This window comes from Lamprocystis purpurea DSM 4197, assembly GCF_000379525.1.
Taxonomy (GTDB): Bacteria; Pseudomonadota; Gammaproteobacteria; order Chromatiales; family Chromatiaceae; genus Thiodictyon; species Thiodictyon purpureum.
Genome location: NZ_KB902506.1, coordinates 1 through 25,898, shown reverse-complemented (window position 1 = coordinate 25,898; position 25,898 = coordinate 1). Strand labels below are relative to the sequence as shown.

The 25,898-nt window shown below is 65.1% G+C and carries 19 protein-coding genes and 1 pseudogene; 7 read left to right on the top strand and 13 right to left on the bottom strand.

Annotation, left to right across the window (positions count from 1 at the left end; translation table 11 throughout):
* Positions 1-59: 59 nt before the first annotated feature.
* From A39O_RS33965 to A39O_RS0117470, 5 genes are all read right to left on the bottom strand, one after another.
* Positions 60-857, bottom strand: coding sequence for a PP2C family protein-serine/threonine phosphatase (locus tag A39O_RS33965; RefSeq protein WP_020505964.1), 798 nt, complete (start codon positions 855-857; stop codon positions 60-62).
* A gap of 56 nt (positions 858-913) precedes the next feature.
* Positions 914-1,657: a DsbC family protein gene (locus tag A39O_RS0117485; protein ID WP_020505963.1), complete on the bottom strand. Its 744-nt coding sequence runs from the start codon at positions 1,655-1,657 to the stop codon at positions 914-916.
* A 92-nt stretch (positions 1,658-1,749) separates the two neighbouring features.
* On the bottom strand, positions 1,750-2,232 hold the full coding sequence (locus A39O_RS0117480; protein WP_020505962.1) for a YajQ family cyclic di-GMP-binding protein: 483 nt from the start codon (positions 2,230-2,232) through the stop codon (positions 1,750-1,752).
* 199 nt (positions 2,233-2,431) lie between these two features.
* Complete coding sequence (xerD, locus tag A39O_RS0117475) at positions 2,432-3,352, bottom strand: site-specific tyrosine recombinase XerD (protein ID WP_020505961.1); 921 nt, start codon at positions 3,350-3,352, stop codon at positions 2,432-2,434.
* On the bottom strand, positions 3,339-3,809 hold the full coding sequence (locus A39O_RS0117470) for a methylated-DNA--[protein]-cysteine S-methyltransferase (protein WP_020505960.1): 471 nt from the start codon (positions 3,807-3,809) through the stop codon (positions 3,339-3,341). Before A39O_RS0117470 ends, xerD begins: the two co-directional genes overlap by 14 nt.
* A gap of 875 nt (positions 3,810-4,684) precedes the next feature.
* Here A39O_RS0117470 and A39O_RS0117465 point away from each other — a divergent pair.
* Entirely contained in the window at positions 4,685-5,803 is a 1,119-nt protein-coding gene (locus tag A39O_RS0117465; RefSeq protein ID WP_026199495.1) for an anthranilate phosphoribosyltransferase, read from the top strand.
* Positions 5,804-5,815: 12 nt separating this feature from the next.
* Entirely contained in the window at positions 5,816-6,142 is a 327-nt protein-coding gene (locus A39O_RS0117460; RefSeq protein WP_020505958.1) for a Rieske (2Fe-2S) protein, read from the top strand.
* 19 nt (positions 6,143-6,161) lie between these two features.
* Here the strand turns inward: A39O_RS0117460 and A39O_RS36770 are convergent, their stop codons facing one another.
* The 5 genes from A39O_RS36770 to A39O_RS36755 all read right to left on the bottom strand — a co-directional run bounded on the left by A39O_RS36770 (position 6,162) and on the right by A39O_RS36755 (position 18,864).
* A complete protein-coding gene (locus A39O_RS36770) occupies positions 6,162-9,167 on the bottom strand; it encodes an ATP-binding protein (RefSeq protein WP_169338460.1) in 3,006 nt (1,001 codons plus the stop codon).
* 21 nt (positions 9,168-9,188) lie between these two features.
* Positions 9,189-11,630 (bottom strand): PAS domain S-box protein, encoded by a 2,442-nt coding sequence (locus A39O_RS36765; RefSeq protein WP_157640235.1) that lies wholly within the window; start codon positions 11,628-11,630, stop codon positions 9,189-9,191.
* Between the two features lie 62 nt (positions 11,631-11,692).
* Entirely contained in the window at positions 11,693-14,542 is a 2,850-nt protein-coding gene (locus A39O_RS36760; protein WP_020505955.1) for a hybrid sensor histidine kinase/response regulator, read from the bottom strand.
* Positions 14,539-15,642, bottom strand: a complete 1,104-nt coding sequence (locus A39O_RS0117440) for an ABC transporter substrate-binding protein (RefSeq protein WP_083924743.1) — start codon at positions 15,640-15,642, stop codon at positions 14,539-14,541. Before A39O_RS0117440 ends, A39O_RS36760 begins: the two co-directional genes overlap by 4 nt.
* A gap of 30 nt (positions 15,643-15,672) precedes the next feature.
* On the bottom strand, positions 15,673-18,864 hold the full coding sequence (locus tag A39O_RS36755; protein WP_020505953.1) for a CHASE domain-containing protein: 3,192 nt from the start codon (positions 18,862-18,864) through the stop codon (positions 15,673-15,675).
* 99 nt (positions 18,865-18,963) lie between these two features.
* Here A39O_RS36755 and A39O_RS0117425 point away from each other — a divergent pair, with 99 nt between their 5' ends.
* Positions 18,964-19,920, top strand: coding sequence for a diguanylate cyclase (locus A39O_RS0117425; protein WP_051088842.1), 957 nt, complete (start codon positions 18,964-18,966; stop codon positions 19,918-19,920).
* 5 nt (positions 19,921-19,925) lie between these two features.
* Here the strand turns inward: A39O_RS0117425 and A39O_RS41765 are convergent, their stop codons facing one another.
* The gene (locus tag A39O_RS41765; RefSeq protein ID WP_051088841.1) at positions 19,926-20,729 is read right to left on the bottom strand and encodes a DUF2726 domain-containing protein; all 804 of its coding nucleotides are present in this window, start codon (positions 20,727-20,729) and stop codon (positions 19,926-19,928) included.
* Between the two features lie 233 nt (positions 20,730-20,962).
* On the opposite strand from A39O_RS41765, the gene A39O_RS0117415 reads away from it, so the two are divergent.
* The 3 genes from A39O_RS0117415 (at position 20,963) to ubiV (ending at position 24,088) form a co-directional block, all read left to right on the top strand.
* The gene (locus tag A39O_RS0117415) at positions 20,963-21,985 is read left to right on the top strand and encodes a TIGR01212 family radical SAM protein (protein WP_020505950.1); all 1,023 of its coding nucleotides are present in this window, start codon (positions 20,963-20,965) and stop codon (positions 21,983-21,985) included.
* 32 nt (positions 21,986-22,017) lie between these two features.
* The gene (gene ubiU, locus A39O_RS0117410) at positions 22,018-23,013 is read left to right on the top strand and encodes a ubiquinone anaerobic biosynthesis protein UbiU (RefSeq protein ID WP_020505949.1); all 996 of its coding nucleotides are present in this window, start codon (positions 22,018-22,020) and stop codon (positions 23,011-23,013) included.
* Between the two features lie 139 nt (positions 23,014-23,152).
* On the top strand, positions 23,153-24,088 hold the full coding sequence (gene ubiV, locus A39O_RS0117405) for a ubiquinone anaerobic biosynthesis protein UbiV (protein ID WP_020505948.1): 936 nt from the start codon (positions 23,153-23,155) through the stop codon (positions 24,086-24,088).
* 174 nt (positions 24,089-24,262) lie between these two features.
* On the opposite strand, the gene A39O_RS0117395 is transcribed toward ubiV, so the two are convergent.
* Together A39O_RS0117395 and A39O_RS0117390 are read right to left on the bottom strand one after the other, a co-directional pair.
* The gene (locus A39O_RS0117395; RefSeq protein WP_020505946.1) at positions 24,263-24,739 is read right to left on the bottom strand and encodes a hypothetical protein; all 477 of its coding nucleotides are present in this window, start codon (positions 24,737-24,739) and stop codon (positions 24,263-24,265) included.
* Positions 24,740-24,797: 58 nt separating this feature from the next.
* A complete protein-coding gene (locus tag A39O_RS0117390; protein WP_020505945.1) occupies positions 24,798-25,124 on the bottom strand; it encodes a hypothetical protein in 327 nt (108 codons plus the stop codon).
* 299 nt (positions 25,125-25,423) lie between these two features.
* Between A39O_RS0117390 and A39O_RS0117385 the strand changes: the two are divergent.
* Positions 25,424-25,898, top strand: a pseudogene (locus A39O_RS0117385) (IS1634 family transposase); the annotation flags it as partial.

Below are 25,898 nucleotides of genomic sequence, written 5' to 3'. Positions count from 1 at the left end.
GGGAGCCAGATCACGACGACAACGATGGTATTCGTTTTTTCTTTATTCCGGACGCGCGATCAACCGGCCGAAGGCGGGGTGATTGGCCCCTCCCCGTCCAACCGTGCGCCGACCCGCAGCAGTGCCAGGGTGATATTGTCCGTCCCGCCGCGCTCGTTGGCGAGGCGCACCAGCGCCTCGGCGGCCAACCCCAGATCGCTTGCCCTGGCGGCGATCAGGATTTGCCGCAACCAATCAGCGGGCACCATGCCGGTCAGGCCGTCCGTACAAAACAGATAGGTATCACCAGTCTTGATCTCGGTCAGACCGCAGGAGACGCGCACCTCGGCGCTTGACCCCAGCGCGCGGGTCAGAATATTGTCGCCAATGCCGTAGCGGCGGGCGTCGTCCAGACTCCGGAAAAACCCTTGATCCACGACTTCCTGAATGAAGGAGTGGTCGTGTGACAACTGCTCCAGTGCCTCGTCCCGCAAGCGATAGAGCCGGGAGTCGCCGACATTGGCATAGGCGAGCCAATCCTCGCCGACGAAACCCAACACCACCGTGGTCCCCATACCGACGCAGTCGGTCTTGCTCTGCGCCAATTCCCAGACCGCCCGATTGGCCTCTTCGACGGCCCCCGCCGCGAGCTGTTTCGCCCGCTCGCTATCGGTTCGGGGAAGCGCTTGTCGCCTGAAACACTCCCGAATCGTATCGGCCGCCAGCGTACTGGCCACCTCCCCGGCGCTGGCCCCGCCGACCCCGTCGGCGACAACCAACAGACCCAGATCGGCATGGACCGTGACCGCGTCCTCGTTGTGAGATCGCACACGCCCCCGGTCAGTGCGCCAGGCATAGTCCAGTTTGTATGCCCACATGACAACTCCTGGTCAACAGTCAGTCCACAACGATGAAGAAATCGCCTAAGCTCCGCTCAGCGTACGGCTTCGTCCGCGGGTGCACCCGCGAGTTGGGCCGCCAGTTTCTTCGGCTCGACATAGCCTGGGATCAGTTCACCGGTGTCGGTGACGATTGCCGGAGTACCACGCAGACCGAGGTCCTCACCGACCGTCATATGCGCATCCACCGGGTTGTCACAGGTCTTCTCCTCGATCGTCTGGCCGGACTTGGCGGCGGTCATCGCCTCGCGACGGGCGGATGCGTCGCCGGCGCACCACACCGAAACGGCCTCTTTGTAGGCTGGACTTCCCTTGCCGGCACGCGGGTAGAAGAGATAGCGCACACGAATGCCTTCCTTGCCGTAATCCGCAATCTGGCTATGGAGCTTGCGACAATAACCACATTCGATATCAGTAAAAACAGTCACCGTGTGCTTCGCCGCGATCGAAGGCTCGAAGATCACCATCTCCGCCTCGCCGACACCATCTACGAGACTTTTGCGCGCGCCGGACAGTCGTGGTTCGGTCACGTCCTCGCGCGTGTTGAGGTCAACGATGCGCCCGTCAACGAAGTAGCGGCCGTCACCGGTCACATACATGATCTGCGTGCCGACCAAGACCTCATAGAGTCCCTTGACCGGTGCCGGAGTGATACTTTCGACCTTGATGTCGGGCACGACCTTCTTCAGTGCGGCACGGATATTGTCCTCCGGACCGGCCAGCAGACTGCCCGTGGTGAGCATCAGTACAGCGGCGGCGATCGAACGATAGATAGGCATAACCTGTGATTCCTCAGCAATGGATTCGAAAAAATGGGGGAGCGGTCGGCGGCAGGGGCCATTCGCGGGCCCGCCGACGCCTGGGATTTGCATCAATCCCTGAAATTGTTGAACTGCAACGGCAGGCCCCAGTCCTTACCCCGCAGCAGCGCAATCGCTTCTTGCAGATCGTCACGCTTCTTGCCGGTAACCCGCACCTGATCGCCCTGGATCTGCGCCTGCACCTTGAGCTTGGCGGCCTTGATGTACTTGACCATGTCCCTGGCCGTGTCGGCATCGACGCCCTGTTTGAGCAGGACCTCCTGACGGGCGGAACTGAGTGTGGTGACCGGGTCTTGCGGATCGATGGCCGTCAGATCGACCGCGCGCTTGACCAACTTCTGGCGCAGGATATCCATCATCTGCTGAAGTTGGAACTCCGATTCAGCCGCCATCAGAATCTTGTCGTCGGCCAGTTCGAAGGTCGCCTTGACGCCCTTGAAATCGAACCGCGTGGACGTCTCCCGATTGGACTGATCGACCGCGTTACGCACCTCTTGCAGGTCGGTCTCTGAGACAATATCGAAGGAAGGCATGCAATTACCCTAATAAATCAGCGGGCATTCACCCGTTCGGCGGGGCTGCGAAAGCGGCCTCTGCGCCGTCGGTCGGCGCCCGGTCGCGTGACGATAAATCAAGCCGCGACGCGCTTCCAGAAAAACCCGCCGCGACGCCCGTGTCGCCGGCAGCCGCTGGTCCCGAGCGTCGCCGGTGCGAACCGGTCGGCAGTCCCCATCAGCCACGGGGGTGGTGTCGCTGATGCAACTGTTTCAACCGCTCACGCGCAACGTGGGTATAGATCTGGGTGGTCGACAGATCGCTATGACCCAGCAGCAACTGCACCACCCGCAGATCGGCCCCGTGGTTCAACAGGTGGGTCGCGAACGCATGGCGTAAGGTATGGGGCGAGAGCGGCTTCACAACGCCGGCCAGGATCGCATAACGCTTGATGAGCTGCCAGAACGCCTGACGGGTCATGCAATCGCTGCGACTCGTCGGGAACAGGAAGTCACTCAGCCGCCCGCCGAGCAGGTCGAAGCGCGCACCGCGCAGGTAGTCCGCGAGCCAGGTGACCGCATCTTCCCCCAAGGGCACCAGCCGCTCCTTGCTGCCCTTCCCCAGCACCCGCACCACGCCCTGCGTCAGGCTGACTTGACCGGGGGTGAGCGTCACCAGTTCGGTCACCCGCAGCCCGCTGGCGTACAGCACTTCCAGCATGGTGCGGTCGCGATATCCCCGTGCATCCGTCGTATCCGGAGCCGTCAACAGCGACTCCACCTCGGCCTCGGTCAGGCTCTGCGGCAGGGGGCGGCCAAGCTTCGGGGCATCCACCCGGGCACTCGGATCCTCCTCGATCAGACCCTGGCGCACCAGATGCTGGTAGAACTGGCGCAGGCACGACAGCAGCCGCGCCGCGGAGCGCGGCTTGCGGCCCTGCACGGATAAGACCGCAAGGTAATCGAGCAGGTCCAGACGCTCGGCCGCCAGCAGGCAACGTCCCCGCTCGCGGTCGATCCAGAGGGCGAACGCACGCAGGTCGGACTGATAAGCCGAGAGTGTATTCGGACTCAGGCCGCGCTCCATCCAGAGGATATCGGCGAACCCCTCGATGACCGCCCGGTCGTCGGCCGGCGCTGCTCCCTCAATCAACCGCAACCCCCTCGTGCCGCAGCAGCCAGCGCTTGATCGCCAACTGACGGCCGGAACGATCACCCGCAAAGCCACCCAGACCCTTGACCGCGACGACCCGATGACAGGGGACGACGATCGGACAGGGGTTGGCCCGACACGCCTGACCGACCGCGCGCGGGGCACTGCCGACCTGCGCGGCAAGGTCCTTATAGGTTCGCGTCGCACCCGCGGGGATCGCGCGGATGGCGGCCCATACCCGCTGCTGGAAGGGCGTGCCGCCGAGGTCGAGCGCGAGATCGAAGGACGCGGAGCCATCCGCGAGATACGCCGCCAATTGGCGACTCAGCGCGGTCGGCAGATCCGCCGCGCCGCGCGCGGCGCAGCAGGCGGCATCAGGCGCCAAGTCCACGGCGGTCAAGGTCTGCCCGGTCCAGTGCAATCCGATCGGACCCATGGGCGTGTCCAGCACCGTCTGCGGCATCGTCGGACTCCGGTTAGCGGTCGGTTACTCGTGACATTAAAGCACGGGACTGGCATGGCTGCCACGCGTGCCGTGCGGCGGCCGGCAACGCCAAAGTTGAGGGCCTCGTCCGACCCTTGGTGGATGCGGCGCGCACGACCGACATGCCGCGTCCCGACCATTGTGCGGCGTGCCTTATCCACCCTACAGCAGTGCCGGTTTTGTAGGGTGGATAAGCGCAGCGCATCCACCATCAGCCCCGCCGACGGCTCCATGCTGGTTGCTGCTGCCCAAATTCGGAACACCGGCTCGGGCCGCGACCGGCGGACCTTCCGGGATAGCAGTGATCGCGGTACCGCGAGAAACCAGCCGCCCTGGATAAACCTGTGGATAACTCTGTGGATCAGTGTCGACAGATGATCCTCAGGTCGCCCGTTGCGGCCGGCACTCTCCTTGACTCACCACGAAAAGACAAACGCTTAGATTTATAATACAATAAGTTACAGAAGTCACCCAGGGGTCTGACCCGAACGACCGCCCACGCGGCAAGGTCCAGGCCCGATCGGCACCGGCTGTGCACAACCGCGGCGGGTGCCTTAGACGCGACGACGCACCTTGTCAAGTCGCGATCCCACGTACAAGATGCCGCGGGCGCAGATCGTCAATTGCGGCGGGTTGCGCAATCTCCGATCATAGGCCCGAGCGCGAGACGTCCGTGACGATCGATGCCGCCGGCCAACCGCCGCGACCTGCGGTTCTCCCGCAACCCGGACCGCCCGCCGCGATTGAACCAGCGCGCTGTCGACCCCAGAAACCCGGCGCGGCGGGTTGGCGGATGCGCCCGATCGCGCGCAATCAGCAGTCAACTGACCCGACCCAATCATCAAGAGGACGCCATGAGCAGTACCCAAATCGCCACGGACCCCAGGCTTGCGATGCGCTCGATCATCCAGCGCATCGCGACCGGCCCGGAACTCTCCAAAGATATCTCCGCGGAGGAAGCGCGCGCCGGGATGAACGCCATCCTCGCTCACCAGGTGGACCCGGTTCAGGCCGGTATCTTTCTGATTGCCCTGCGCATGAAACGCGAGTCGGACGATGAACTGCGCGGCATCCTCGACGCGGTGCGCGACGCGACCACGCCGGTGGTCGCGGCGGTCGACGACGTGGTCGACATCGCCGACCCCTACGACGGCTACAACCGCTGTCTGCCGGCCGCGCCCTTCCTGCCGGCCCTGCTGGCCGAGTGCGGCGTGCCCGCCCTCACGCATGGGGCGGACGCGGTCGGACCCAAGTTCGGGGTCACCCACCGCCATTGCCTGGAGGCGGCTGGGGTCCCGGTCGGCCTGGACACGGCAACCGCCGCCGCCCGTCTGGCAGACCCGCAGATCGGCTGGACTTACCTCGATCAGCGCGCCTTCTGCCCCGCCCTGCATGGGCTGGTCGACCTGCGCTCCACCGTCGTCAAACGCCAGGCCCTCACCACGGTGGAGGTGTTGGCGCGGCCGATCCAGGGCCGCCGCCGCACCCATCTGGTCACCGGCTATGTGCACAAGCCCTACCCCCGTATCTATGCGCTGCTCGCCCGCCACGCCGGCTATGACTCGGCGCTCTTGGTGCGCGGGGTGGAGGGCGGTGTGATCCCGTCCCTGCGTCAGGTCGGCACCTGTTTCAACTATCAGGGTCGCGGCGAGGAACAACCCTTCGAGATCGACCCGGCCGCCCTGGGGATCGAACAATCCGTGCGTGCCGTGGCGCTGCCGGCCGACCTGCCCCAGACCACCCGACCGGGGGATGACATCGCGGTCGCGGTCGACGTGCCCGCCACCGCACGCGCCGCGGCCGCGGCCGGGATGGCCGCCCTGGCGGGCACCCGCGGGACGACCTACGACAGCCTGGTGTTCTCCGCCGCCTTGGTCCTGTGGCACCTGGGCCGGGAGTCCTCCCTGGCCGCCGCCGCCGGCCGGGCGCGCGAGGCCCTGGACTCGGGCCGCGCCGCGCTGCGCGTACGCTGAGGAGGAAACAGGATGGACAAGCCTTATGTCGCCGTGGCCCGCACCGACGCCATCGCCCCCGGCAAATTCCTCAAGGTCGTCGTAGAGGATCGCGCCTACGTGGTCGCCAACCTGGACGGCCGCTACTACGCCTGCGAGGACAATTGCAGCCACGAGGACTATCCGCTGTCCTACGGCTGTCTGGACGGAGACCGGATCAAATGCTCGCTGCACGGCAGCCGCTTCAGCCTGCTGACCGGCGCGCCGATGGATGAACCGGCCGATTCGCCGATCCACACCTACCGCTGCCGGGATGCCGATGGGTGGGTCTGGATCGACCCCAGTGCTCCGGCAAATTGAATGGCCTGGGCTCCGGTGCTCATCGGCCGGGGACCTTGGGGTCCGCGTCCGTGGGGCGGTCAGCCGACGCGACCGCCTCGGGCTCTCGGATATCGCCGGCCTCAACCCGACTGAACAAGTCCGCAAAGAAATCCAGGTCATACGCGTAGGCCGACGGCGCGAGTGCCCCATAGAGCGCGGGGTCCGGATCGCGGATCTCCTCCAACACCGCGGTGATGCGGTCAAAATCACCCAATTCGCTCGCCGCCTTCAGATCGGCGCGCCACCTGGCGGAACACGCGGCCAGACACTGGACCACGTCGTCCGGCGACAATGCGGGGCACGCGGGTGGTGTCCCGGCGCGCACGAACCGCAGTCCGGCACACCGCTCCAGGATGTCGAAGACTTCCTCGGCACGGAACGGCTTGCGGGCAAACGCGTCGCAGCCGCAGACCAGGTAGTGATCACGCTGTTGCTCGAAGGCGCTGGCGGTGAGCGCCACCACCACGGAGCGCACGGCCGCGGGCCGCTCCGCCGTCAGGGACCTGATCCGGCGCGTTGCCTCCTCACCGGACAGGACCGGCATCCGCATGTCCATGAAGATCACCTGGGGCTGCCAGATCTCCCAGATGGCCACGGCCTCCTGGCCGTCGGCTGCCTCACGCAATTCCAGCACCGGCGGTTGCGGATTGAGCCCCTCCAGGAGCGTCCGCAGCGGCGCTCGGTTGTCCGCCAGATCATCGGCAATCAGCACGCGGCAGACCGGTTGGCCCGGCTCCAGACCAACGATCGGGACCTCGGTCCGGTCCGCGGCGGGTACGACGGCGGCGGTCGCCGGGAGTGACAGGGTGAAGGAGAAGCAACTCCCCTGCCCCAGCGTGCTGACGGCGGTCAGCTCCCCTCCCATGAGCTTGACCAGATGGTGACTCAGACTCAGGCCGAGCCCGGTTCCCCCCTGCGATTGCCGACCGCTGGCGGTTTGGATGAAGGGATCGAAGAGGCGCGCCATCTCCTGCGGCGAGATCCCCACCCCGGTGTCGCTGACGCTGAAGTGGATCCCGTCACCGGCAACGGCTTCGACCCGCAACGTCACGGATCCTTGGGTGGTGAACTTGACGGCATTGCCGACCAGGTTGATCAGGACCTGACGCAGCTTCGTCTGATCGCCGACAACCAGTCGCGCGGGGACAACGGACTCGGCGGTCAGCCTGAGTGCGCGATCCTGGGCACTTTGCCGGAAAAATGCCTCAGTCTCCGCGATGAGCCGCGTAAGATCGAAGGCTGCCGGCTGGACGGTCATCCGGCCGGCCTCGATCTTGGCCATGTCCAGGATATCGTTGATCAGGGTCAGCAGGTGCTCACCACTGCGCTTGATGGTGATCAGGCTGTCGCGGTGGTTGGCATTCAGTGCAGGGTCGCGGACCAGCACCTGAGCGAAGCCAAGAATCACATTCAGCGGGGTGCGGATCTCGTGGCTCATGTTGGCCAGGAACTCACTCTTGGCCAGGTTGGCCGCATCGGCGAGATCACGGGTTTGCTGGAGCATATGCTCGTAGCGCTTGCGCTCATCGATGTCGCGGGTCATGCCGAGGATTTCCAAAAAGGCTCCATCCGCGCTGAACAGCGGATAGGCCATGACTTCAGTCCAATAGGTGGAGCCGTCGTTACGCTGGTATTCGAGTTCTCCCCGGAACTGCTCCGGTGTCCGGCCGTCCTCAACGGCGGCGCGCAACCGGGTGAAATAATCAACCACAATGGCGCAGGAATCGGGTGTAAGGATCGCGTCGAGCGGTTGCGCCAGCGACTCGGCCGGGGTGATGCCCCGCACCGTCTCGACGGCTGAACTGACCGAGGTAATGGTGCCGTCAAGCGCCATGGTCCAGATGACATCCCTGGCATTGTCGGCCAACAGCCGGTAGCGCTCCTCGCTGCGCCGCAGGGTCTCGTTGGCGGATTCCAGTTCCGTTGTCCGGTGCCGGACCTGATCCTCCAGCGTCTGATTCAAGTGTTGCAGCGCATGTTGCGCCTGCTGCAAGCGGCGTTTTTCTTCCGTCAGATCGGCCTCGGACACCTGCAGATCGGCCGCAATGCGCTGTCTGATGGCGACTTCACGGGCCAGCCGCCGGTTCCAGTAGAAGACCGCGAGAAAGATCAACGTGGCGCCGGCGACGACTTGCCATACCAGCGTATAGTCGATTTGCGGCCGGATCTCCACCGCGCCCCATTTCTGGTTGATGGCATTGATCTGCGCCGGGGTCATGACCGCAAGCCCTTTATTGATCAGCGAGGCCAGCGCCGGCCAGTCCGGACGTACCGCCATCCCGTGCGTATGCTGACCGTAGGGCGTGCCGGCGGCGACCACCAGGTTGGTTAAGCGATTCCGTTTGATGAGGAAATTGGCAACGGCAAGGTTTCCGACATAGGCATCCGCCTGGCCGGTGGCCACAGCTTCAAGGGCCTGCTGCGACCGCCCCACCTCGAGGATGCGAATCGCGGGATAGTCGGTCCGAATCTTGTCCGTGATCGCATAGCCCTTTTCCGAAGCCAGGGTGCTGCCGCTCAGACCTTCGAGACCGGCGATGTAGGGACTGTCATTGCGGGTATAGACGACCCAGGGCGCGGTCAGGTAATCGTTGGTCAGGGCAAACTCCTTTTCACGTTCCGGGGTCCGGTTCATGGTCGGCAGCAGATCGAACTGCGCGCGGGCGCCCCGGACATCAGCCATCGCCTCGGCCCACTGCATGGCACTGCTCACAAACGCGACCTCGAAGTTGAAGCGCTTGGCGATGGCTTGGATATAGTCGACCACCACCCCCGAGGGCTCCGGCGTAGCGATCATGTATGGAGGCCAGTCGACAATGCGAACGCGGACGGTATGCTGCGCGTCCAGCCAGGCGCGCTCTTCCTGGGTCAATTGGAACGGCGTCGGCGGCATCACCGTTTCAGCCGGCTGCGCCCAAACGGCGGGTGCGCAAGCCCACCACAGCAGCGCCATCGCGAGCAGCCGATGCTTCAGAAACGGCGGCAAAGTGCAAGACCTGTCCATGCCATGCCTCATCGTCTGTTTCTACCCGCGGGTGCTCAGGAGTTGCGAAAACGCATCCAGGTCATAACGGTAAGCCCACCGCGACAGTACCGTGCGCAGCGCGGCGTCGCGCGCGTCGAGTTGCTCGATGAGCGTGGTGATCCGATCGAAATCACCCAGTGCCACCGCGCCCCGCAGCTCGGCTCGCCATTGCGCGGAGCAGGCGGATAAGCAAACCGCCAGCGTGTCGGCAGACAACGCGTCATCGGCGCTCCGTGCTTCCCCGGCCCGGATGAACCGTAACCCGACCAGTCGCTCCAGGATCGCGAAAAGCTCCTCGGCACGAAACGGCTTGGCGGCGAAGTCGTCACAGCCGCAGGCCAGGAACTGGTCGCGGTGATCATTGAAGGCGCTGGCGGTGAGCGCGATGACCACCGACCGCACCGCCGCGGGCCGGGCCGCCATCCGCCCCTTGATCCGGCGGGTCGCCGCTTCCCCGGAGAGCACCGGCATCCGCATGTCCATAAAGACGACATGCGGCTGCCATTCCTCCCAGAGCGCCACCGCCTCCTGGCCGTCGGCCGCCTCCCGGCACAGGATGACCGGCGGCAGCGGATTCAGCGACTCCAGCAGCAACCGCAGCGGGGTCCGGTTGTCCGGCAGGTCATCGACGATCAGCACCCGGCACACCGGCTGCCCCGGTTCCAGACCGACGATCGGTGGCGCCGCCGGTCCGGCGCCCGGTTCACGACAGTCGGCGGGCGGCAGCGTCAGGAGAAAGGCGAAGCAACTGCCCTGGCCGGGGGTGCTGGACGCACTCAACTCCCCTCCCATGAGCCGCACAAACTGCCGACTCAGGGCCAGACCAAGACCGGTCCCGCCCTCCACCCGCAGGCCGCTCGCGGTTTGGCTGAAGGGTTCGAAGAGTTGCTCCAGATCCCGCGGGGCGATCCCGACTCCCGTATCGGCGACGCTGAAACGCAGTCGGTCACCCAGTTCCGCCTCGACCCGCAGCGTCACCTGTCCGGCCGGCGTGAATTTGATCGCGTTACTCACGAGGTTGATCAGGACCTGGCGCAGCCGCATGGCGTCGCCCATCACCATCCCGAGCGGCGCCGGGGTCTCGACGGTCAGCGTCAACCCACTGTCGTGCGCGCGCTTGCGGAAGAACGCCTCGGTCTCAGTGATCAGCCCGCCCAGGTCGAAGGCGACCGCCTGGCAGACCATCCGGCCCGCTTCGATCTTGGCCATATCCAGGATGTCGTTGATCAGGGTCAGCAGGTGCTCGCCGCTGCGCCGAATGGTGGCCAGACTTTCCTGCTGGCCGGAATCGAGCGTGGGATCGCGCTCCAACACCTGGGCAAAGCCCAGGATGGCATTCAGTGGGGTACGGATTTCATGGCTCATGTTGGCGAGGAACTCACCTTTGGCCCGATTAGCCGCCTCCGCCGCTTCCTTGGCCCGCGCCAGTGCGTCTTCCGCCTGCTTGCGCGCGGTCAGGTCCAGACCGAAGCTCCAATTTTGTGCGCCAATGGTCTTAAAACCCCACTCGACGGTCTTCTGCGAGCCATCCTTGCAGGTGACCACGGTCTCCATCGGTGCGATTTCGGACTGCGTGGCGATGGCACGCTCCACCCGGCGCTGCCAGGCGTCGACGATCTGTCGGCGATAGGTGGGATCCGGGTAGGCGCGCGGCCACCAATCGTTCACGGTCGGTACCTCGTCGAGGGTATAACCGAACAGCCTGACGAAGGTCGAGTTGACGTATTGTGCCCGCTGCTCAATGCCCGTCGACACATAAATCGCGAGCGGCGAGGTCTCCGCCAGGGCCTTGAACCGCTCCTCATCGTCGCGGAGCCGGCGTTCCGTGTCCTTACGCTCGGTGATGTCTTCCACCATCCCGATGGCACCGGTGACGGCACCGTCCGCACCGCGAATGGCCGACACGGTCAGATGCCCCCAACGCAGTTGATCATCCGCACGAACATAGCGCTTTTCGATGGCGTAACTGTCCCGCTGCCCGGCGCACAACTCGCCGAACAACCGGGCGTCCTCCTCCCAGTCATCCGGATGCGTCACGGTCTGGACATCGGTCTGTTGAAGTTGCGCTGCCGAGACCCCGATAAACCGTTCCAGGGCCGGATTGATCAGCAGCGGCCGCTTGTCCAGATCCAGCAGGACAATGCCGATCGCTGCCGAGGTAAAAATGGTGCGGAAGCGTTCCTCACTCTGGCGCAAGGCTTCTTGCACCTCCCGGCGCTCGGTGATGTCATGGATGATGGAAAAGAGCAGCGTCTGATCACTGCTCGCAAGTTCGCCGGCCATCTGCTCCGCAGTCGTCCAGGACTGACCGAGTTCGGCCCGGAGAGCTTGAACCTGCTGTTCCAGACGGGCCCTGAGGGCACGCTGAGCAAGGCGGGTGCTATTCAAGTGCAGGAGCAGCACCGCGCACATCAGGCCGATCAGCAATTCAACCGCAATCATGTCCGTCCCCTTTCCGCCGCGCCTCGCCAGCCGCCCCGGTGCGGATTTCGGCCGTACCCGGATCACCCCAGCTTGAACACGGCCGCAAGGGCTTCCAGATCGTAGTCATAGGCCCACCGTGCCAAGGTCTCGTGCAGTATCGCATCGTCATCGCGTATCCGCTCCAACAGTGCCTCCATATGCCCGAAATCGCCCAACCCCACTGCCTGCTTGAATTCGGCCTGCCAGTCGGCGGGACTGGCGGACAGGCGCCGGATCAGATCCTCCGGCGACACATCGGGTGGCGGCGGCGCGTCCCCGGCGCGCCGGAACCGCAGCCCGGCCAGCCGCTCCAACATGCCGAACAGCTCCTCGGCCTGAAAGGGTTTGCGGGTGAACGCATCGCAACCGCTGGCCAGAACCTGTTCACGATTCTCGTCGAAGGCACCGGCGGTCAAGGCCACGATCACCGACCGCACGGCTGCAGGGCGCGTCGCCGCGCGCGCCTTGATCCGGCGGGTCGCCGCTTCCCCCGACAGCACCGGCATGCGCATGTCCATGAAGATCACATGCGGTTGCCATGCTTCCCAGAGCGCTACCGCCTCTCGGCCGTCGGCCGCCTCCCGGCACTCGATGACCGGCGGCTGAGGATTCAGCGACTCCAGCAGCGCCCGCAGCGGTGCCCGATTGTCGGGCAGGTCATCGACAATGAGCACGCGACAAACCGGCTGGCCGGGCTCCAGGCCCAGCACCGCGCGGCGCGCCTGATCGGTGCCCGTTTCCGCACCGGCAGCCGCGGGCAGCGGCAGGGTGAAGGCGAAACAACTCCCCTGACCAAGACTGCTCTGCGCGCTCAACTGCCCCCCCATGAGCCGGACGAATTGGTAGCTCAAGGCCAGACCGAGTCCGGTCCCACCTTGCAGTTCCCGGCCGCTGGCCGTCTGGCTGAAGGGTTCGAACAGCCGCATCATCTCCTCGGGGGCGATGCCGACTCCGGTGTCGTTGACACTGAACCGGAATTGCTCGGCGCCGGCTGGCTCGACCTTCAGGATAATACCGCCTGCGCGGGTAAACTTGATGGCATTGCCGACGAGATTGATTAGGATCTGGCGGAGCTTCTGCGCATCCCCGATGACCCCGCGGGGAATTGCGGATAGCGCGAAGGTCAGATTGAGGCCCCGGTCGCGGGCGCGTTGCTGGAACAACCCTTCCGTCTCCGACAGAAGCTGGATGAGATCGAAGGGGACGACCTGCACGCTCATCCGTCCCGCCTCGATCTTGGCCATATCGAGAATGTCGTTGATCAGTGCCAGCAGATGCTCCCCACCGCGCTGGATGGTGGTCAGGCTGTCGCGCTGGGGGGCCGTCAGGTGCGGATCGCGGATCAGCACCTGGGCGAAGCCAAGGATGGCGTTCAGGGGGGTGCGGATCTCGTGGCTCATGTTGGAGAGGAAGGTCGATTTCGCCTTGTTGGCCTCCTCCGCTTGTTGCTTGGCAATGAAGAGTGCTTCCTGGGCTTGCTTGCGTTCTCGAATATCGCGTGAGACGCCGCGAACCTCGACATGACCGGTTTCCTCATTCAACCAATAAGTGCTGACAACCTCCGTCCAGATCAGAGTCCCATCTCGATGCGGATGCAGCACCTCGTCGACATAGGACTGACCGGGCTTACTCCCACCGGATAATAGGACGGCGGCCCGCTGGCCCCAGAGCAACTGCAACTGGTCGGTCACCTGCGGCGTCAACAACGCGCCAAAAGGTGCGGCCAGGTAGTCCTGTGGCGTAACACCAACCAGTTCCTCGATTGAAGGGCTGAGATAAAGGAAATGCCGGGTTTCCATGTCGAATATCCAGACCACATCTTTCATGCTCTCGGTGATGATGCGATACTGTTTTTCACTGTCGCGCAGGGCCTGTTCACGCTGTTTGATGGCCTCGGCCATAGCCCGGAAGCGGGTGTGGATCTCGACCAGTTCCGTGAAGCGCTGATCCGCGTCCGCATCTGCTGTTCGCAACTTGCCCAGTTCCAAGTCGCGCAGCTTTCCGGCAAAGGCGCGCAGCGGCTGCATGACCAGCCGGTTCAGCCGATGATTCTTGAGCACAACGAGGAGGAACCAGCCGCTCATGAAGGCGAGCCCAAAGGCCAGCAGCGTGTTGCGCTGGGTGTCCAGAAACTCGGTGGGGACGAGCATGACTATTCGGGCGCCAATGGCGCCGGTCGGTGCGATCAGGGGTATCCATCGGCGATTGCCGGTGGTCAGGGTCCGACTGGCGTTGGGCGTCTCTACCCACCGTTTGAGATCGATCGCGGGGAGTTGCAAGGCGGGATCGCCGGAGAGCATCACGAAGCCATCGCTGGCGGTGAGCATCAGGGGTGCCCCCGAGAACTGCGAGAACTGGATCAGAAACTTGCGAACATAGTCCAGGTTCAGGCGCCCCATGCAGAACTCGTCGCCGCGGTGGATGCCAATATAGACACTGGGCGCATCGTCTTCATATCCCCGCAGGATTTCCGACGCATCGGTGGATTCTCCGACCGACTGGAGATAGCTCGCGAGTTTGCCCCCGGAAAACGAAAAACCGGTAAATACCTTGCTGTTCGGCACCGCTTTGTGGATCTGCACCACGCGCAACGCCCGATCCAGGCAATAAATATCCGAAAACGCCGTAAAGAGCTTCATTACCTGGGGCGAGCGCTGCGTCGCGGGCAGGTCCGCGAACGTGGCCAGACCGGCCCGCGCTTCATCCAATTGGCTTTCCAGAAAGACATGGACGCGGGCGGCATCGGCCAGGCGCAGATCCAGATAGTCCTGGTTGATCCGGTTCAGAGTGAACCAGATGCCGGCGAACAAGATGGCGGACGCGAGCGCGAGCGACACAACCTCCAAGAAGAGGTTGTAGCGCCAAAAAGTGGTCCGGCGCGCCCAGGTCATTGGAGTTCTTGCTTGAGGTCCGTGATGAAGCTGTAGCTGCCGCCGACATCCCCGGTGCGGTCGAACGCGATGGGGCCCAGACTGGTCTGGTGAACCGGCACGGACAGCAGGAACCGCTTGACCGCCAGCGGCTCTGAAGCGCCTTGAGCGAAGGCGCGATCCAGCAATTCCAGAGCCTGCCGCACCCCGATGGTCATGGCGTGAGCCTCATAGCCGAAGCGCGCATGAAAGCGCCGGAAATAGTTGTCGAGCGCTGGGTCCTGGCGCCGTGAGCGGTAAGGACTGGGAAGGATGATCCGGTCGACGGCGTCACCCGCCGTCTCCAGGATGGCCGGTGAGCGCGCCCAAGGGGTCAGCAGAATCGGCGCCTGCGGATGCAGGTAGTGAAAAAGCTGGGCGATATTGCCGATGGCGGTCTGAAAGCTGCCGGCCAGAATATAGAGCGCGTCGAAGGGTTCAGCCATGAGTGGCCGCTCGTCGTCTGGTTTGAACTCAGTAACCCGCAGCGGGCGATGAACGATCTGCCAGTGGCCCAGCGCGGCCAGCTCCGCGGCAAAGGCCGCAAAGGCCGGGTCGGTATAGGCCGGATTGCCGGTATCCTGCAACACGAGCAGACGTTGCCCTGGCAACTGGTGGAGATAGCGGGCAATGGCCTGTTGCTCCTGCACAGCATCGGGGATGATACGCAGGAAGAAATCGTCCTGACCACTCAGGGCCGGGCTGGTCGAGGCCAGATTGATGAGCAGTGCCCCAGGGTCCGCAAACAGGGGCAGGCTGACCACCGCACAGTTAGAGGGGTGGGTGGCGATGAAGAAGCGCACGCCGACGTCCTTGGCGCCTTGAATGACTGGGGCCGTCTTGTCCGGTTTCCACTCATCGTCCAGTGGCAGCAATCGGATGCGGCTGTTCGGATGTTCCTCCAGGAACAGGTCCCCGGCATTCCACTCACGGGAACCGACCACCGCCCCGGACGCCGCCCAGGCGACTAATCCCACCGGGATGCGCTCGGCCGAGCGGAACTGCCGCCACAAGACGAGGGACGCGGCGAGGAGGACGAGGAGGACGAGGAGAGCCAGCCAAAATACGTGCCTTCTTGTCATGTTTTCACTCGGCGTCAATACTCGCGCTTACTAAGGGACCGGTTGCCCGGCGTCACCGCCAACCGATTCACCCGCGTTCAATAGCGTGACGAAGGCATCCAGATCGTAGTTGTAGGCCCAAGCCGTCAGCATCGCATAGAGCGCGTGTTGCTGGTCCTTGAGGGTTTCCAGCAGCGTGGTGATCCGGTCAAAATCCCCCAAGGCCACCGCCGCACCCAAGTCGGCGCGCCATCCAGGCGGACAGGCTGCCAGATGGACGGCCAAAGCCTGGGGGGACAACCCGCGGTCGGGTACTGACGGCGCCGCGCCGCGGATGAACCGGAGCCCGGCGCAGCGTTCCAGAATGGCGAACAGGTCTTCAGCCCGGAAGGGTTTGCAGGCAAACGCATCACAGCCGCTGGCCAGGAATTGATCGCGGTTCTCGTCGAACGCACTGGCACTGAGCGCCACGATGACGGAGCGGACCGCATCGGGCCGGGCGCGCATCCGCGCCTTGAGCTGCCGGGTCGCCGCTTCGCCGGAGAGGATCGGCATCCGCATGTCCATAAAGATCACCTGCGGTTGCCAGGTTTCCCAGACCGCGAGCGCGGCCTGACCATCAGTCGCTTCCCGAATCTCCAGCACCGGGGGTTGCGGATTCAAGGTTTCCAGGAGCGCCCGCAGCGGCTGCCGGTTGTCCTGCTGATCATCCACAATCAGCACTCGGCAGACCGGCTGGCCCGAGGCCAGACCAACCACCGGAAGCTCGCCGCGGGCCTCGTCTGGTTCAGCAGTGGTCGCCGAGGGCAGCGCGATCGTGAAGGTGAAGCAGCTCCCCCGATCCGGCCTGCTGTCGACGGCCAGATCCCCCCCCATGAGGCGAACAAACTGGGAACTCAGGGCCAGACCCAGCCCGGTACCCTCTTGTAGTTTTCGACCCGCGGCGGTTTGGGTGAAGGGTTTGAAGACCCGCGTCAGATCCTCAGCGGCGATCCCCGTGCCCGTGTCCAGAACGCTGAACCGGACCTCGTCGCCGCTCGCGCATTCAACGCGCAGGGTCACCTGTCCCGCCGGCGTGAATTTGACTGCATTGCCAACCAGGTTGATGAGGACCTGGCGCAGGCGCAGCTTGTCTCCGACCACCATCCGGTGCAGCCCCCGGGTCTCGATCGTCAGTTCAAGTCCCCGGTCGCGGACGTGCTGCCTGAAAAACGCCTCGATATCGGCGATCAGTCCCGGCAGTTCGAAGGGCGCCGCCTGTTGGGTCATGCGCCCGGCCTCGATCTTGGCCAGGTCGAGGATATCGTTGATGAGGGTCAGGAGATGCTCGCCGCTGCGCTGGATCGTGACCAGGCCGTCCCGTTGCATGGCATTCAAACCGGGATCGCGCACCAGGACCTGGGCGAAGCCGAGGATGGCGTTCAGCGGCGTGCGGATTTCATGGCTCATATTGGCCAGGAACATCGACTTGGCCCGATTGGCCGCTTCCGCCTGTTCCTTGGCCACAAACAACGCCTGCTCGCCGCGCTGCTGTTCGGTCAAGGTCCGCGCCAACTGGATATTGGCATGACTCAAGCGGGAGATCAGCTCCGCGAAGCGCCCGTAAAACCGCATCACCGTATCCACCTTAACGCGGCTCCAGCGCGGCACCTGGGTGTAGGCGGCGAGATAAGCCGCTTCGTCGAATCCATAGCGGCGCGCCTGGGCCCGGAATCCCTCCAAATCCAATGGTTCGTCGTCAAAGAGAAACTGGCCGAGAAACAGATTCCCGATGTGCTTGGTGCCGACCATGATCGGGGTCACCATCTCCCACATGCCGTTTTTGCACCGGTAGGTGCGATAGGCGCCCGGCGCCACGCCCCGCGAGAGCAGCGTGTCACTTTCGACGCAGTTACCGGCGGTGACCGGATGGACCCGGTGAAACCGCGTGCAGATCGTCTGCCACCCGGTGGACACCAGCACCTGACCCCGCAGATCGATCACGGCCACGCCGATCTGTGTGAGTCGGAAAAACTCGTCCATGATCTGTTGAATCGCGTGACAATCCACGATATCGGCCAAGTTCAGCGTCTCCAGATCCCCGGCCGGGTCCAACAGCGCGGCCAGCTTCGCCCGGACGCGCCCCTCGCTGTCGGCCAGTTCGCCGGTCCGGTCCGCCAGGGCGCGATTGGCGCGGCCGGCTTCGTCGAGCGCGGCGGCGAGCCGGAGATGACTACGTGTAAGCGTGTACAAAAACAGGGCGAGCGCGATGCTCAGCAATGCACCAGTGACCATGACGATGAGGCTGACTGCATGTGCTCGCCAACCGGCCGGGTGGGCCACGCGCGGCGCGACCCGGAAGATCCAGTCGCTCCCCGCGATGGTGACCGGACGCACGATTTCGAGGTGATCGAGTGCGGCATCCGGCTCCGGATTCAGGTTATAGAGCAAGGTCTCAGGGGTCTGGGATTCTGTCGAAAAGATCTGTAGCGAGAGGCGCTTTGACAGCTCGCGATAGTCGCTGAGCAAAAACGCATCAACCGCATCCTGGATCCGCAGCGCCGCGTAGGCCCAGCCCCGCAGGGCCGACCGCCGCTGCGCGACGGTATCCAGTGGGAGACCGGTATGATAGACCGGCACGAAGAGCAGGACCCCCGCCGGCACCTCCCCGTCCGCTTCCTGTTTCAACGTCACCCGGTCGGACATGGCCTCCCCGTCTTGGTCGCGGGCGCGGGCCGCGGCCGCGGCCCGCACCGGCTCAGTCAACAGGTCGAAGCCAATGGCGCGTTGGTTGCGCCAATCGAAGGGCTCGACATAGATCACCGCCGAGTAAGGATCGCGGTCGCCGGGCGGCCGGATCGCGTAGTCGGGAAGGCCTTGGGCGCGCATCTGGGCCACATGGAGCGCCTGGTCGGCGGCCGGCACGACAGCGGCATAGCCGACCCCCTGGATGCCGGGATAGTATCGATCGAGCCGCAGCCCTTCCACATAGCGGCGGAAGCCCTCGCGGCTGACCTCGCCGGTACTCTCGAACAGACCGGCGACCCCCCGCAGGATCTGGGCGTTGGCCGTCATCCGGTGCTGTAAACCGCTCACCACCTCGTTGACGCGCAGCGCGAACTCGGCCCGCTCGATCGCGATCTCCCGCTGGCGCAACTGCGATCCCAACAGCCAGGTGAGCGCCAAACCGCCGGCCAGGATCAGCCAGGGCAAGACCTGAAACATCCGCCGCGCGGACCACGGATCAGTCACTTTGGACAGCATAGGCCAGCTCCCTGGTTCGGACGGCACCGGCGGATCACTGACCCGACCCGGTGGAACATTGATGCGAAATCCAGCGCCATGGTTGCGTTATTGAGCGATATGATAAGGCGATCGACGAGTTCTCATGCACCCCGCTGTAACGCAACCCTGGAGCCGCGCGTGCGCATACTGATCGTAGACGATGTTCCGGACAATATCCGGGTGCTGAGCCGGATGCTGGCCGACGAGGGGCACCAGATCTCCGCCGCCACCAACGGCCGACAGGCGCTGAAGCTCGCCGAGTCCTGTGCGCCGGACCTGATTCTGCTGGATGTGATGATGCCGGAGATGGACGGCTACCAGGCCTGCGCGGCGCTGAAGGCCGACCCCCTGCTGAGCATGATCCCGGTCATCTTCATTACCGCCCTGGCCGATGCCGAGGACGAGACCCGCGGTTTGGCGCTGGGAGCGGTGGACTACGTAACCAAGCCGTTCAAGGAGGCCATCGTCAGACTGCGGGTGCGCACCCACCTGGAACTCAAACGCCAGCGGGACCTCCTCGACCAACTGTCCCGTCTGGACGGCCTGACCGGCATCCCCAACCGACGGGCCTTCGACCTACGGCTCGATCAGGAATGGCGGCGGATGCTCCGTTCCGGTCAGACGTTGGCGGCGGCGATGGTCGACATCGACTTTTTCAAGGAGTACAACGACGGCCACGGTCATCTGGCCGGGGACGACTGTCTGCGCCGGGTCGCCGACGCCCTTAGCCAGGACATCAAGCGGGCCGGGGACTTCATCGCCCGCTACGGCGGAGAGGAATTCATCTGCCTACTCATCGGCCCGCATGCCCAAGGGTTGTCGGTGGTGGCCGAGCAGTTGCGTGCCGACATCGAGGCGCTTCAGATCCCGCACGGCGCGTCAGCCGTTTCCCCCTGGGTCACGGTCAGTATCGGCGCCGCGGTCTGCCAACCGGCGCGACACGAGCCGCCGGTCAATCTCATTGACGCGGCCGATCGCCAGTTGTTTGTGGCCAAGCGATCGGGCCGCAATCGGGTCAGCCTGACCGCCAGCTGAAACGCTCAGAACCGCCGCACCCGCACCGGCCGCTCGTCCTCGTGCAGGTCGTCGTCGATACTGAATTCCGGCCCCAGGTCGACATCCCCGTCGCCGACCAGGGTCGGTTCGCGACGCGACACCACGACCTCGAGGGGCGTGCCCGGCGGTTGCGTGGTGCGCTGCGTGGGTTTGGCCGGCGCGGGCAGCGGTTCGTCGCGCGCCTGCCGGGCGTCGTCTACCATCACCTGGGACAGACCATGCAGGACCTCCCGCAACTCGCCCGGGACCTCCGCGGGCAACGGCACCTCGACCTTGGCCGCGCGCGGCTGCCGGGACCGGATCGCCGCGAGGACCGGCGGCGCTATGTCGGCCACCCGGTAGGTATCGGCCTCGGAAAAGCGCACAAAGGGCAACTCGGCAGCGGCGCAGATCTGATCCAAGGCAGTGCGGGGCGGCCCGCGGCGCAGTCGCGAGCGCGGCGCCAGATTGACGGCACAGAGGATGGCACCGGTCTGCGCCGAACAGATCAGGAAATCGAAGTGCCAGTTCCACAGCCGCTCCAGGGCGCGCCGCCGGCTGCGCCGATCCAGACGCGGACGACGCCGCAGACCGATCACATCAACCGCCCGCACCCGGCCGTAGACCCGGTAATCACGGCCCACCGCGCGTTCGAGCACCGCCAGGAAGGCGCGTTGTGCCGGGGGAAACAGGAATTCATCCACCACGTACGGCAACCGATAGCGACGCCCCAGACGCTTGCGTAAGCTGAGTATGAAGGCCAGGAGCACCAGCACTCCGAGTCCGAGAAAAACGTAAAAGTAGCCCAATTCAGTCGCCCTCGGCCGCGCCGACAGACCCGCGGCGGGTGATGTTCAAGATGCCGAGACGCCATTCGACGAAACAGCGAAAACAATGACTTGAAAGCTTACACGAACCACTGGATGCAAGTCACGTGCAACGACACCCAACCGACCCGCGCGGTGACGCTTGCCCGCCCGTCGGCACGGCGCCGCGATCCGCCGATTGACACGAGTCATTTCGACGGGGTAGCTTTCCGCTGATGTATCCCGCCCCTACCGTCGTTCGTCCCGACGCACACTCGGATGCCCATCCGAATGCGTTCCCCGTTGCGCGCATCCTGAGCGCGCGAGTTAACACCCTCGGACAGGACCTGCTGCGGCGTTATGGTCAGCGGGTGCACAAGCTCGCGATCAATGCCGGCTTCACCTGCCCGAACCGGGACGGCTCCAAAGGGCGTGGCGGCTGCACTTTCTGCAACAACCAATCCTTCAGCCCCCACGCGCAGGAAGCGCCGTCGGTCGCGGATCAGATTGCCGCCGGACGCGCCGTGCTCGCCCGCCGCACCGGAGCGCGCCGCTTCATCGCCTACTTCCAGGCCTATACCAACACCTACGACGACATCGAGCGGCTGCGTGAACGCTACGACCAGGCGCTGGCACTGCCGGACGTGATCGGGATCTCGGTCGGCACCCGCCCGGACTGTGTTCCGGAACCGGTGCTGGACCTGCTTGCCGGCTACCGCCGCCAGGGCAAGGAAGTGTGGCTGGAGCTCGGCCTCCAATCGGCCGACGACCGCACCCTGGCGCGAGTCAATCGCGGCCACGGCTTCGCCGAGTTCCGCGCCGCCACCCGCGCGGCCCATCGGCGCGGCCTGCCGGTGTGTGCCCACCTGATCATCGGGCTGCCCGGCGAGGGCCGCGACGCCGCCATGTACAGCCTGGAACGCGTGCTGGAACTGGGGGTGGAAGGTCTCAAGGTGCACCCCTTGCATGTGGTCCGGCATACCCGCCTGGCCCTGGAGTGGCAGCATGGGGACTACCGCCCGCTGGAACTGGATGACTACGTCGCCATCTGCGCCGACCTGATCGAGCATACGCCGCCGAACGTGATCTTCCACCGCCTGACCGGCACCGCTGCCCGGTCGATTCTGCTGGCGCCGGACTGGTGCGCACTGAAATGGGCGGTGTTGAACCGTATCGAGGCCGAACTATACCGCCGCGGCACGCGCCAGGGAGAACGCTGCGCACCACCGTCGCAGCCCCTGCTGGCCCGCACCGCCTGACTCTCTCCATTCATTCAGAGAACCGAATCATCATGGAACTCGTCTGCCCCGCCGGCAATCTGCCCTCACTCAAGGCTGCCGTGGACAACGGCGCCGACGCCGTCTATATCGGCTTTCGCGACGACACCAACGCCCGTCACTTCGCCGGACTCAACTTCGGCGACAAGCAGATTAAGGAGGGTCTGCGCTATGCCCGCGATCACCAGGTCAAGGTCTTCGTCGCCGTCAATACCTACGCCCAGCCCCAGGGCTGGGAACGCTGGACCAATGCCGTCGATCGGGCGGCCGACCTGGGCGTAGATGCCCTGATCCTGGCCGATATGGGGGTGCTCGACTACGCGGCGGAGCGCCACCCGGAGTTGCGGCTGCATCTGTCGGTGCAGGCGTCGGCCACCAGTCCGGCGGCGATCCGCTTCATGCACCGGCACTTCGGCATCCGCCGCGTGGTGGTGCCGCGCGTCCTGTCCATCGCCCAGGTCGCCCATCTGATCAAAGAGAGCCCGGTGCCGATCGAGATCTTCGGCTTCGGCAGTCTGTGCGTGATGGTCGAGGGGCGCTGCCTGCTGTCCTCCTACGCCACCGGCCAGTCGCCCAACACCTTCGGCGCCTGCTCCCCCGCCGCGCATGTGCAGTGGAGCGACACCCCGGCGGGCCAGGAGACCCGCCTGGGCGGCATCCTGATCGAGCGGCGCGACCGGAACGAACCGGCCGGCTACCCGACCATCTGCAAAGGCCGCTATGAGGTCGAGGGCGAGACCCGCTATGCCATCGAGGAGCCCACCAGCCTCAACACCCTGGATCTGCTGCCGCAGATCATGAGCGCCGGGGTCGCCGCCATCAAGCTGGAAGGCCGTCAGCGCAGCACGCGCTACGTGTCGGACGTCACCCGGGTGTGGCGCGACGCCATCGATTCCTGCCGGCGCAACCCCGCGGCCTTCAAGCCCAAGGCCGACTGGATGGACACCCTGGCGCGGGTCTCCGAAGGCACCCAGACGACCATCGGACCTTACGAGCGGACCTGGCACTGAGGGCGCCGCTGCCAGCCCCAAGCGCCGGCGAGACCACTCCGCATGCTCGGGCCGGCCAGCCGCAAGCCGGCCGACACCGCGCGCGGCCGGTTCCGTTTTCACCCCGAATTCAAAGTACAGTCAACATCGAGCGAACGCCATGCCGACGGACATCCACTCAGCCACCCCACCGCGTCCGCGCCTGTCGCTCGGGCCGCTGCTCTACTACTGGCCGCGCGAGCAGGTGCTGGATTTTTACGCGGAGATGATCGAGACCCCGGTGGAGGTCATCTACCTGGGGGAGACCATCTGCTCCAAACGCCGCCTCCTGCGCCCGGAAGACTGGTGGGACCTGGCGGAGCGCGTGGCCGCCAGCGGGCGCGAACCCGTGATCTCCACCCTCGCCCTGATCGAATCCGAGGGGGAACTCAAGACCCTGGAACGGCAGTGTGCCGACCGCCGCTTCCTGATCGAAGCCAACGACCTGGCCGCCCTGGACTTCCTGGAGGGCCGTCCGTTCGTCACCGGTCCGTCCATCAATCTCTATAACCAGCGCACGCTGAGCTTCCTGGCCGCGCGCGGTCTCAAGCGCTGGGTGCTGCCGGTCGAACTGGGCCGCGCAACGGCGATTGAGCTGCTCAGAGTCCGGCCGGCCGGTGTCGAGTGCGAGGTCTTCGCCTTCGGTCGGCTGCCGCTCGCCTACTCGGCACGCTGCTTCACGGCCTACAACAACGGCCAGGGCAAGGACCAGTGCGAATTCCGCTGCGGCGAGCACCCGGACGGGTTGCTGATCACCACCCAGGAGGGTCAGCCCTTCCTGGCACTCAACGGCATCCAGACCCAATCCGCCGCGGCCCACAGCCTGCTCGCGTCACTCGATGACGTGACCGCACTGGGCATCGACCTGCTGCGCATCAGCCCGCAATCCCACGACACCGCGGAGATCGTCAGGACCTATGCCGCCTGTCTCAGCGGCGACCTCTCCACCGCGAACGGCTTGGTCAGGTTGCGCGACCTGGCACCGGGTGGGCTGGTGGACGGCTACTGGACCGGCGCGGCGGGCATCGCCGCGACCGGAGCGCTGACGGGCGTTTGAGCCCGCGCCGGTCGGCGCATCGCGCCCCGGCACGCGCCGACGGACCGCAGCAGGCCATCGACATGGGTGGTGATCGCCGCGGCGCGCAGGAACCCCCGCTGGGGGCTGATATCGAACACGCGATCCAGGGCTGAGTGCAGGGGGGCGCGCCAAGGTGCGTCGGGGTCGCGGGCGTCATCGCCGACGATGAACGCGATGCGCAGGGCCGCCTCCTTCAGTCCGGCCAGGCGGTCCGGGTGTCTGGGCGCGCGCTGCGGGGTCGTTGGCATCGACCACCAGCGCGATAAGATCGCAGGGACGCAGGCGCGTCTCGATCCAGCGATCGAGCCCCGCCGGATCATCCCGGCCGGTGCGGAAACAGTCGACATCCCAGCCTGTCATGTGACTGGCGGCGTCCCAGGACGACTTGGCCCGGACGCGCAAGGCATCGATCACCGCATCCGCTTCCGGACCCAGCGCGATGCAAGCCGGTGCTGGCGGCCTATCATCGAAGGGTCCCAGATTCGCGAGCCAAGCCTCGGTCTTGGTCGGCGCTGCGGATGCCGGCGGCGGGACCAGTTTGCCCGGTTCGCCGATGATGTCGGCCAGTCCGCCGGTAACCTTCAGCGTGGCGCCCATCGCGAAGGCTTGCAGAATCTGACGTCGGTGCATGTGCGGATACCCAAGGTGCTGTTGTCAATGAGGTATGACGGTGCGGACGGGTTGGCGGTCAATGATTCAACAGGCAATAATCGCCGCTCGTTGACCACTGGGACGGGCAGGCCGCGCCGATCTTCGGGAGCGCCGGCCGCGCCTGTGAACCTGCCAGACAGTAGGCCCCGCTGGTCCCATAGGCACTTGGACAACGCCCCCGCTTTTCCAGAGCCAGACGGGCCCGGGGGCCGGGGATGCAATACTGACCGCTGGTGCTGTAACCGCTCGGACAGGTGCCAAGCTTGACCACCGGTTGTGGTGTCATGCCCCCATCGGCGAGACTCGCCAGCGGGATCAACACCATCCAACCAAGCCGGCAGTGACCGGCAAGAAACCGCTGCATCGATGTACTCCTGTGCTGAAGCGTCTACAGAGGATAACGGAACCACGCGACACGGTGTGTCGCATAGCGACGAATGGCCGACCCCCGATTAGCTCGTTCTGCGATACTTGAAGATAGCCGGAACACAGAATGCTAGCCCGACTTCGACTATTCGACCCAGGATTCCGCCATTTTGGGGCCATTTTGGCTCTTGATGCTAGGGTAAGTACCTGAGCAAGCGAGACCATGGCGCGCGAAAACGGCTGTAGTGCCGACTTTGGTCCTTGATCCGGGCGGCCGTTTTTCTGACACTATTCGGCATGTTTCTGCGATCCAAGACCCGCAAGAAAGACGGCAAAGAGCACCGCTACTGGAGCGTGGTGGAGAACCGCCGCGTGGCGGACGGGCGGGTCGTACAGCGCCACGTGTTGTACCTCGGGGAGATCAACGACGCCCAGCGAGCGGCCTGGTGCCGTTCGATTGCCGTCTTTGACGAGGACGCGGGCGCCGCCACCCAGCTGGCCCTGTTTCCGGAGGATCGCCAGGCGCCGGAGCTGGCCTGTGCGGTGGTCCAGGTCAAGCTGAGCGAATTGCAGTTGCGCCGGCCGCGGCAGTGGGGCGCGTGCTGGGTGGCGTGTGGGCTGTGGGATCTGTTGCAACTGGACACCTTCTGGGCGTCGCGACTGCCACCCAGCCGCAAGGGCACACGCTGGTTAAATGTCCTCAAGACCCTGGTGGCGTACCGCCTGATCGACCCCGGCAGCGAATGGCGCCTGCACCGGCACTGGTTCGACC

Coding starts and splice junctions, on each gene's coding strand:
- A39O_RS0117460 (WP_020505958.1), top strand. CDS start 5,816: ATGGACAAGCCTTATGTCGCCGTGGCCCGCACCGACGCCATCGCCCCC.
- A39O_RS36765 (WP_157640235.1), bottom strand. CDS start 11,630: ATGATTGCGGTTGAATTGCTGATCGGCCTGATGTGCGCGGTGCTGCTC.
- A39O_RS0117425 (WP_051088842.1), top strand. CDS start 18,964: ATGATAAGGCGATCGACGAGTTCTCATGCACCCCGCTGTAACGCAACC.
- ubiU (WP_020505949.1), top strand. CDS start 22,018: ATGGAACTCGTCTGCCCCGCCGGCAATCTGCCCTCACTCAAGGCTGCC.
- A39O_RS0117485 (WP_020505963.1), bottom strand. CDS start 1,657: ATGCCTATCTATCGTTCGATCGCCGCCGCTGTACTGATGCTCACCACG.
- A39O_RS0117465 (WP_026199495.1), top strand. CDS start 4,685: ATGAGCAGTACCCAAATCGCCACGGACCCCAGGCTTGCGATGCGCTCG.
- A39O_RS0117470 (WP_020505960.1), bottom strand. CDS start 3,809: ATGCCGCAGACGGTGCTGGACACGCCCATGGGTCCGATCGGATTGCAC.
- A39O_RS36760 (WP_020505955.1), bottom strand. CDS start 14,542: ATGACCTGGGCGCGCCGGACCACTTTTTGGCGCTACAACCTCTTCTTG.
- ubiV (WP_020505948.1), top strand. CDS start 23,153: ATGCCGACGGACATCCACTCAGCCACCCCACCGCGTCCGCGCCTGTCG.
- A39O_RS36755 (WP_020505953.1), bottom strand. CDS start 18,864: ATGCTGTCCAAAGTGACTGATCCGTGGTCCGCGCGGCGGATGTTTCAG.
- A39O_RS0117395 (WP_020505946.1), bottom strand. CDS start 24,739: ATGCACCGACGTCAGATTCTGCAAGCCTTCGCGATGGGCGCCACGCTG.
- A39O_RS0117390 (WP_020505945.1), bottom strand. CDS start 25,124: ATGCAGCGGTTTCTTGCCGGTCACTGCCGGCTTGGTTGGATGGTGTTG.
- A39O_RS0117415 (WP_020505950.1), top strand. CDS start 20,963: ATGTATCCCGCCCCTACCGTCGTTCGTCCCGACGCACACTCGGATGCC.
- A39O_RS33965 (WP_020505964.1), bottom strand. CDS start 857: ATGTGGGCATACAAACTGGACTATGCCTGGCGCACTGACCGGGGGCGT.
- A39O_RS0117440 (WP_083924743.1), bottom strand. CDS start 15,642: ATGACAAGAAGGCACGTATTTTGGCTGGCTCTCCTCGTCCTCCTCGTC.
- A39O_RS36770 (WP_169338460.1), bottom strand. CDS start 9,167: ATGGACAGGTCTTGCACTTTGCCGCCGTTTCTGAAGCATCGGCTGCTC.
- A39O_RS0117480 (WP_020505962.1), bottom strand. CDS start 2,232: ATGCCTTCCTTCGATATTGTCTCAGAGACCGACCTGCAAGAGGTGCGT.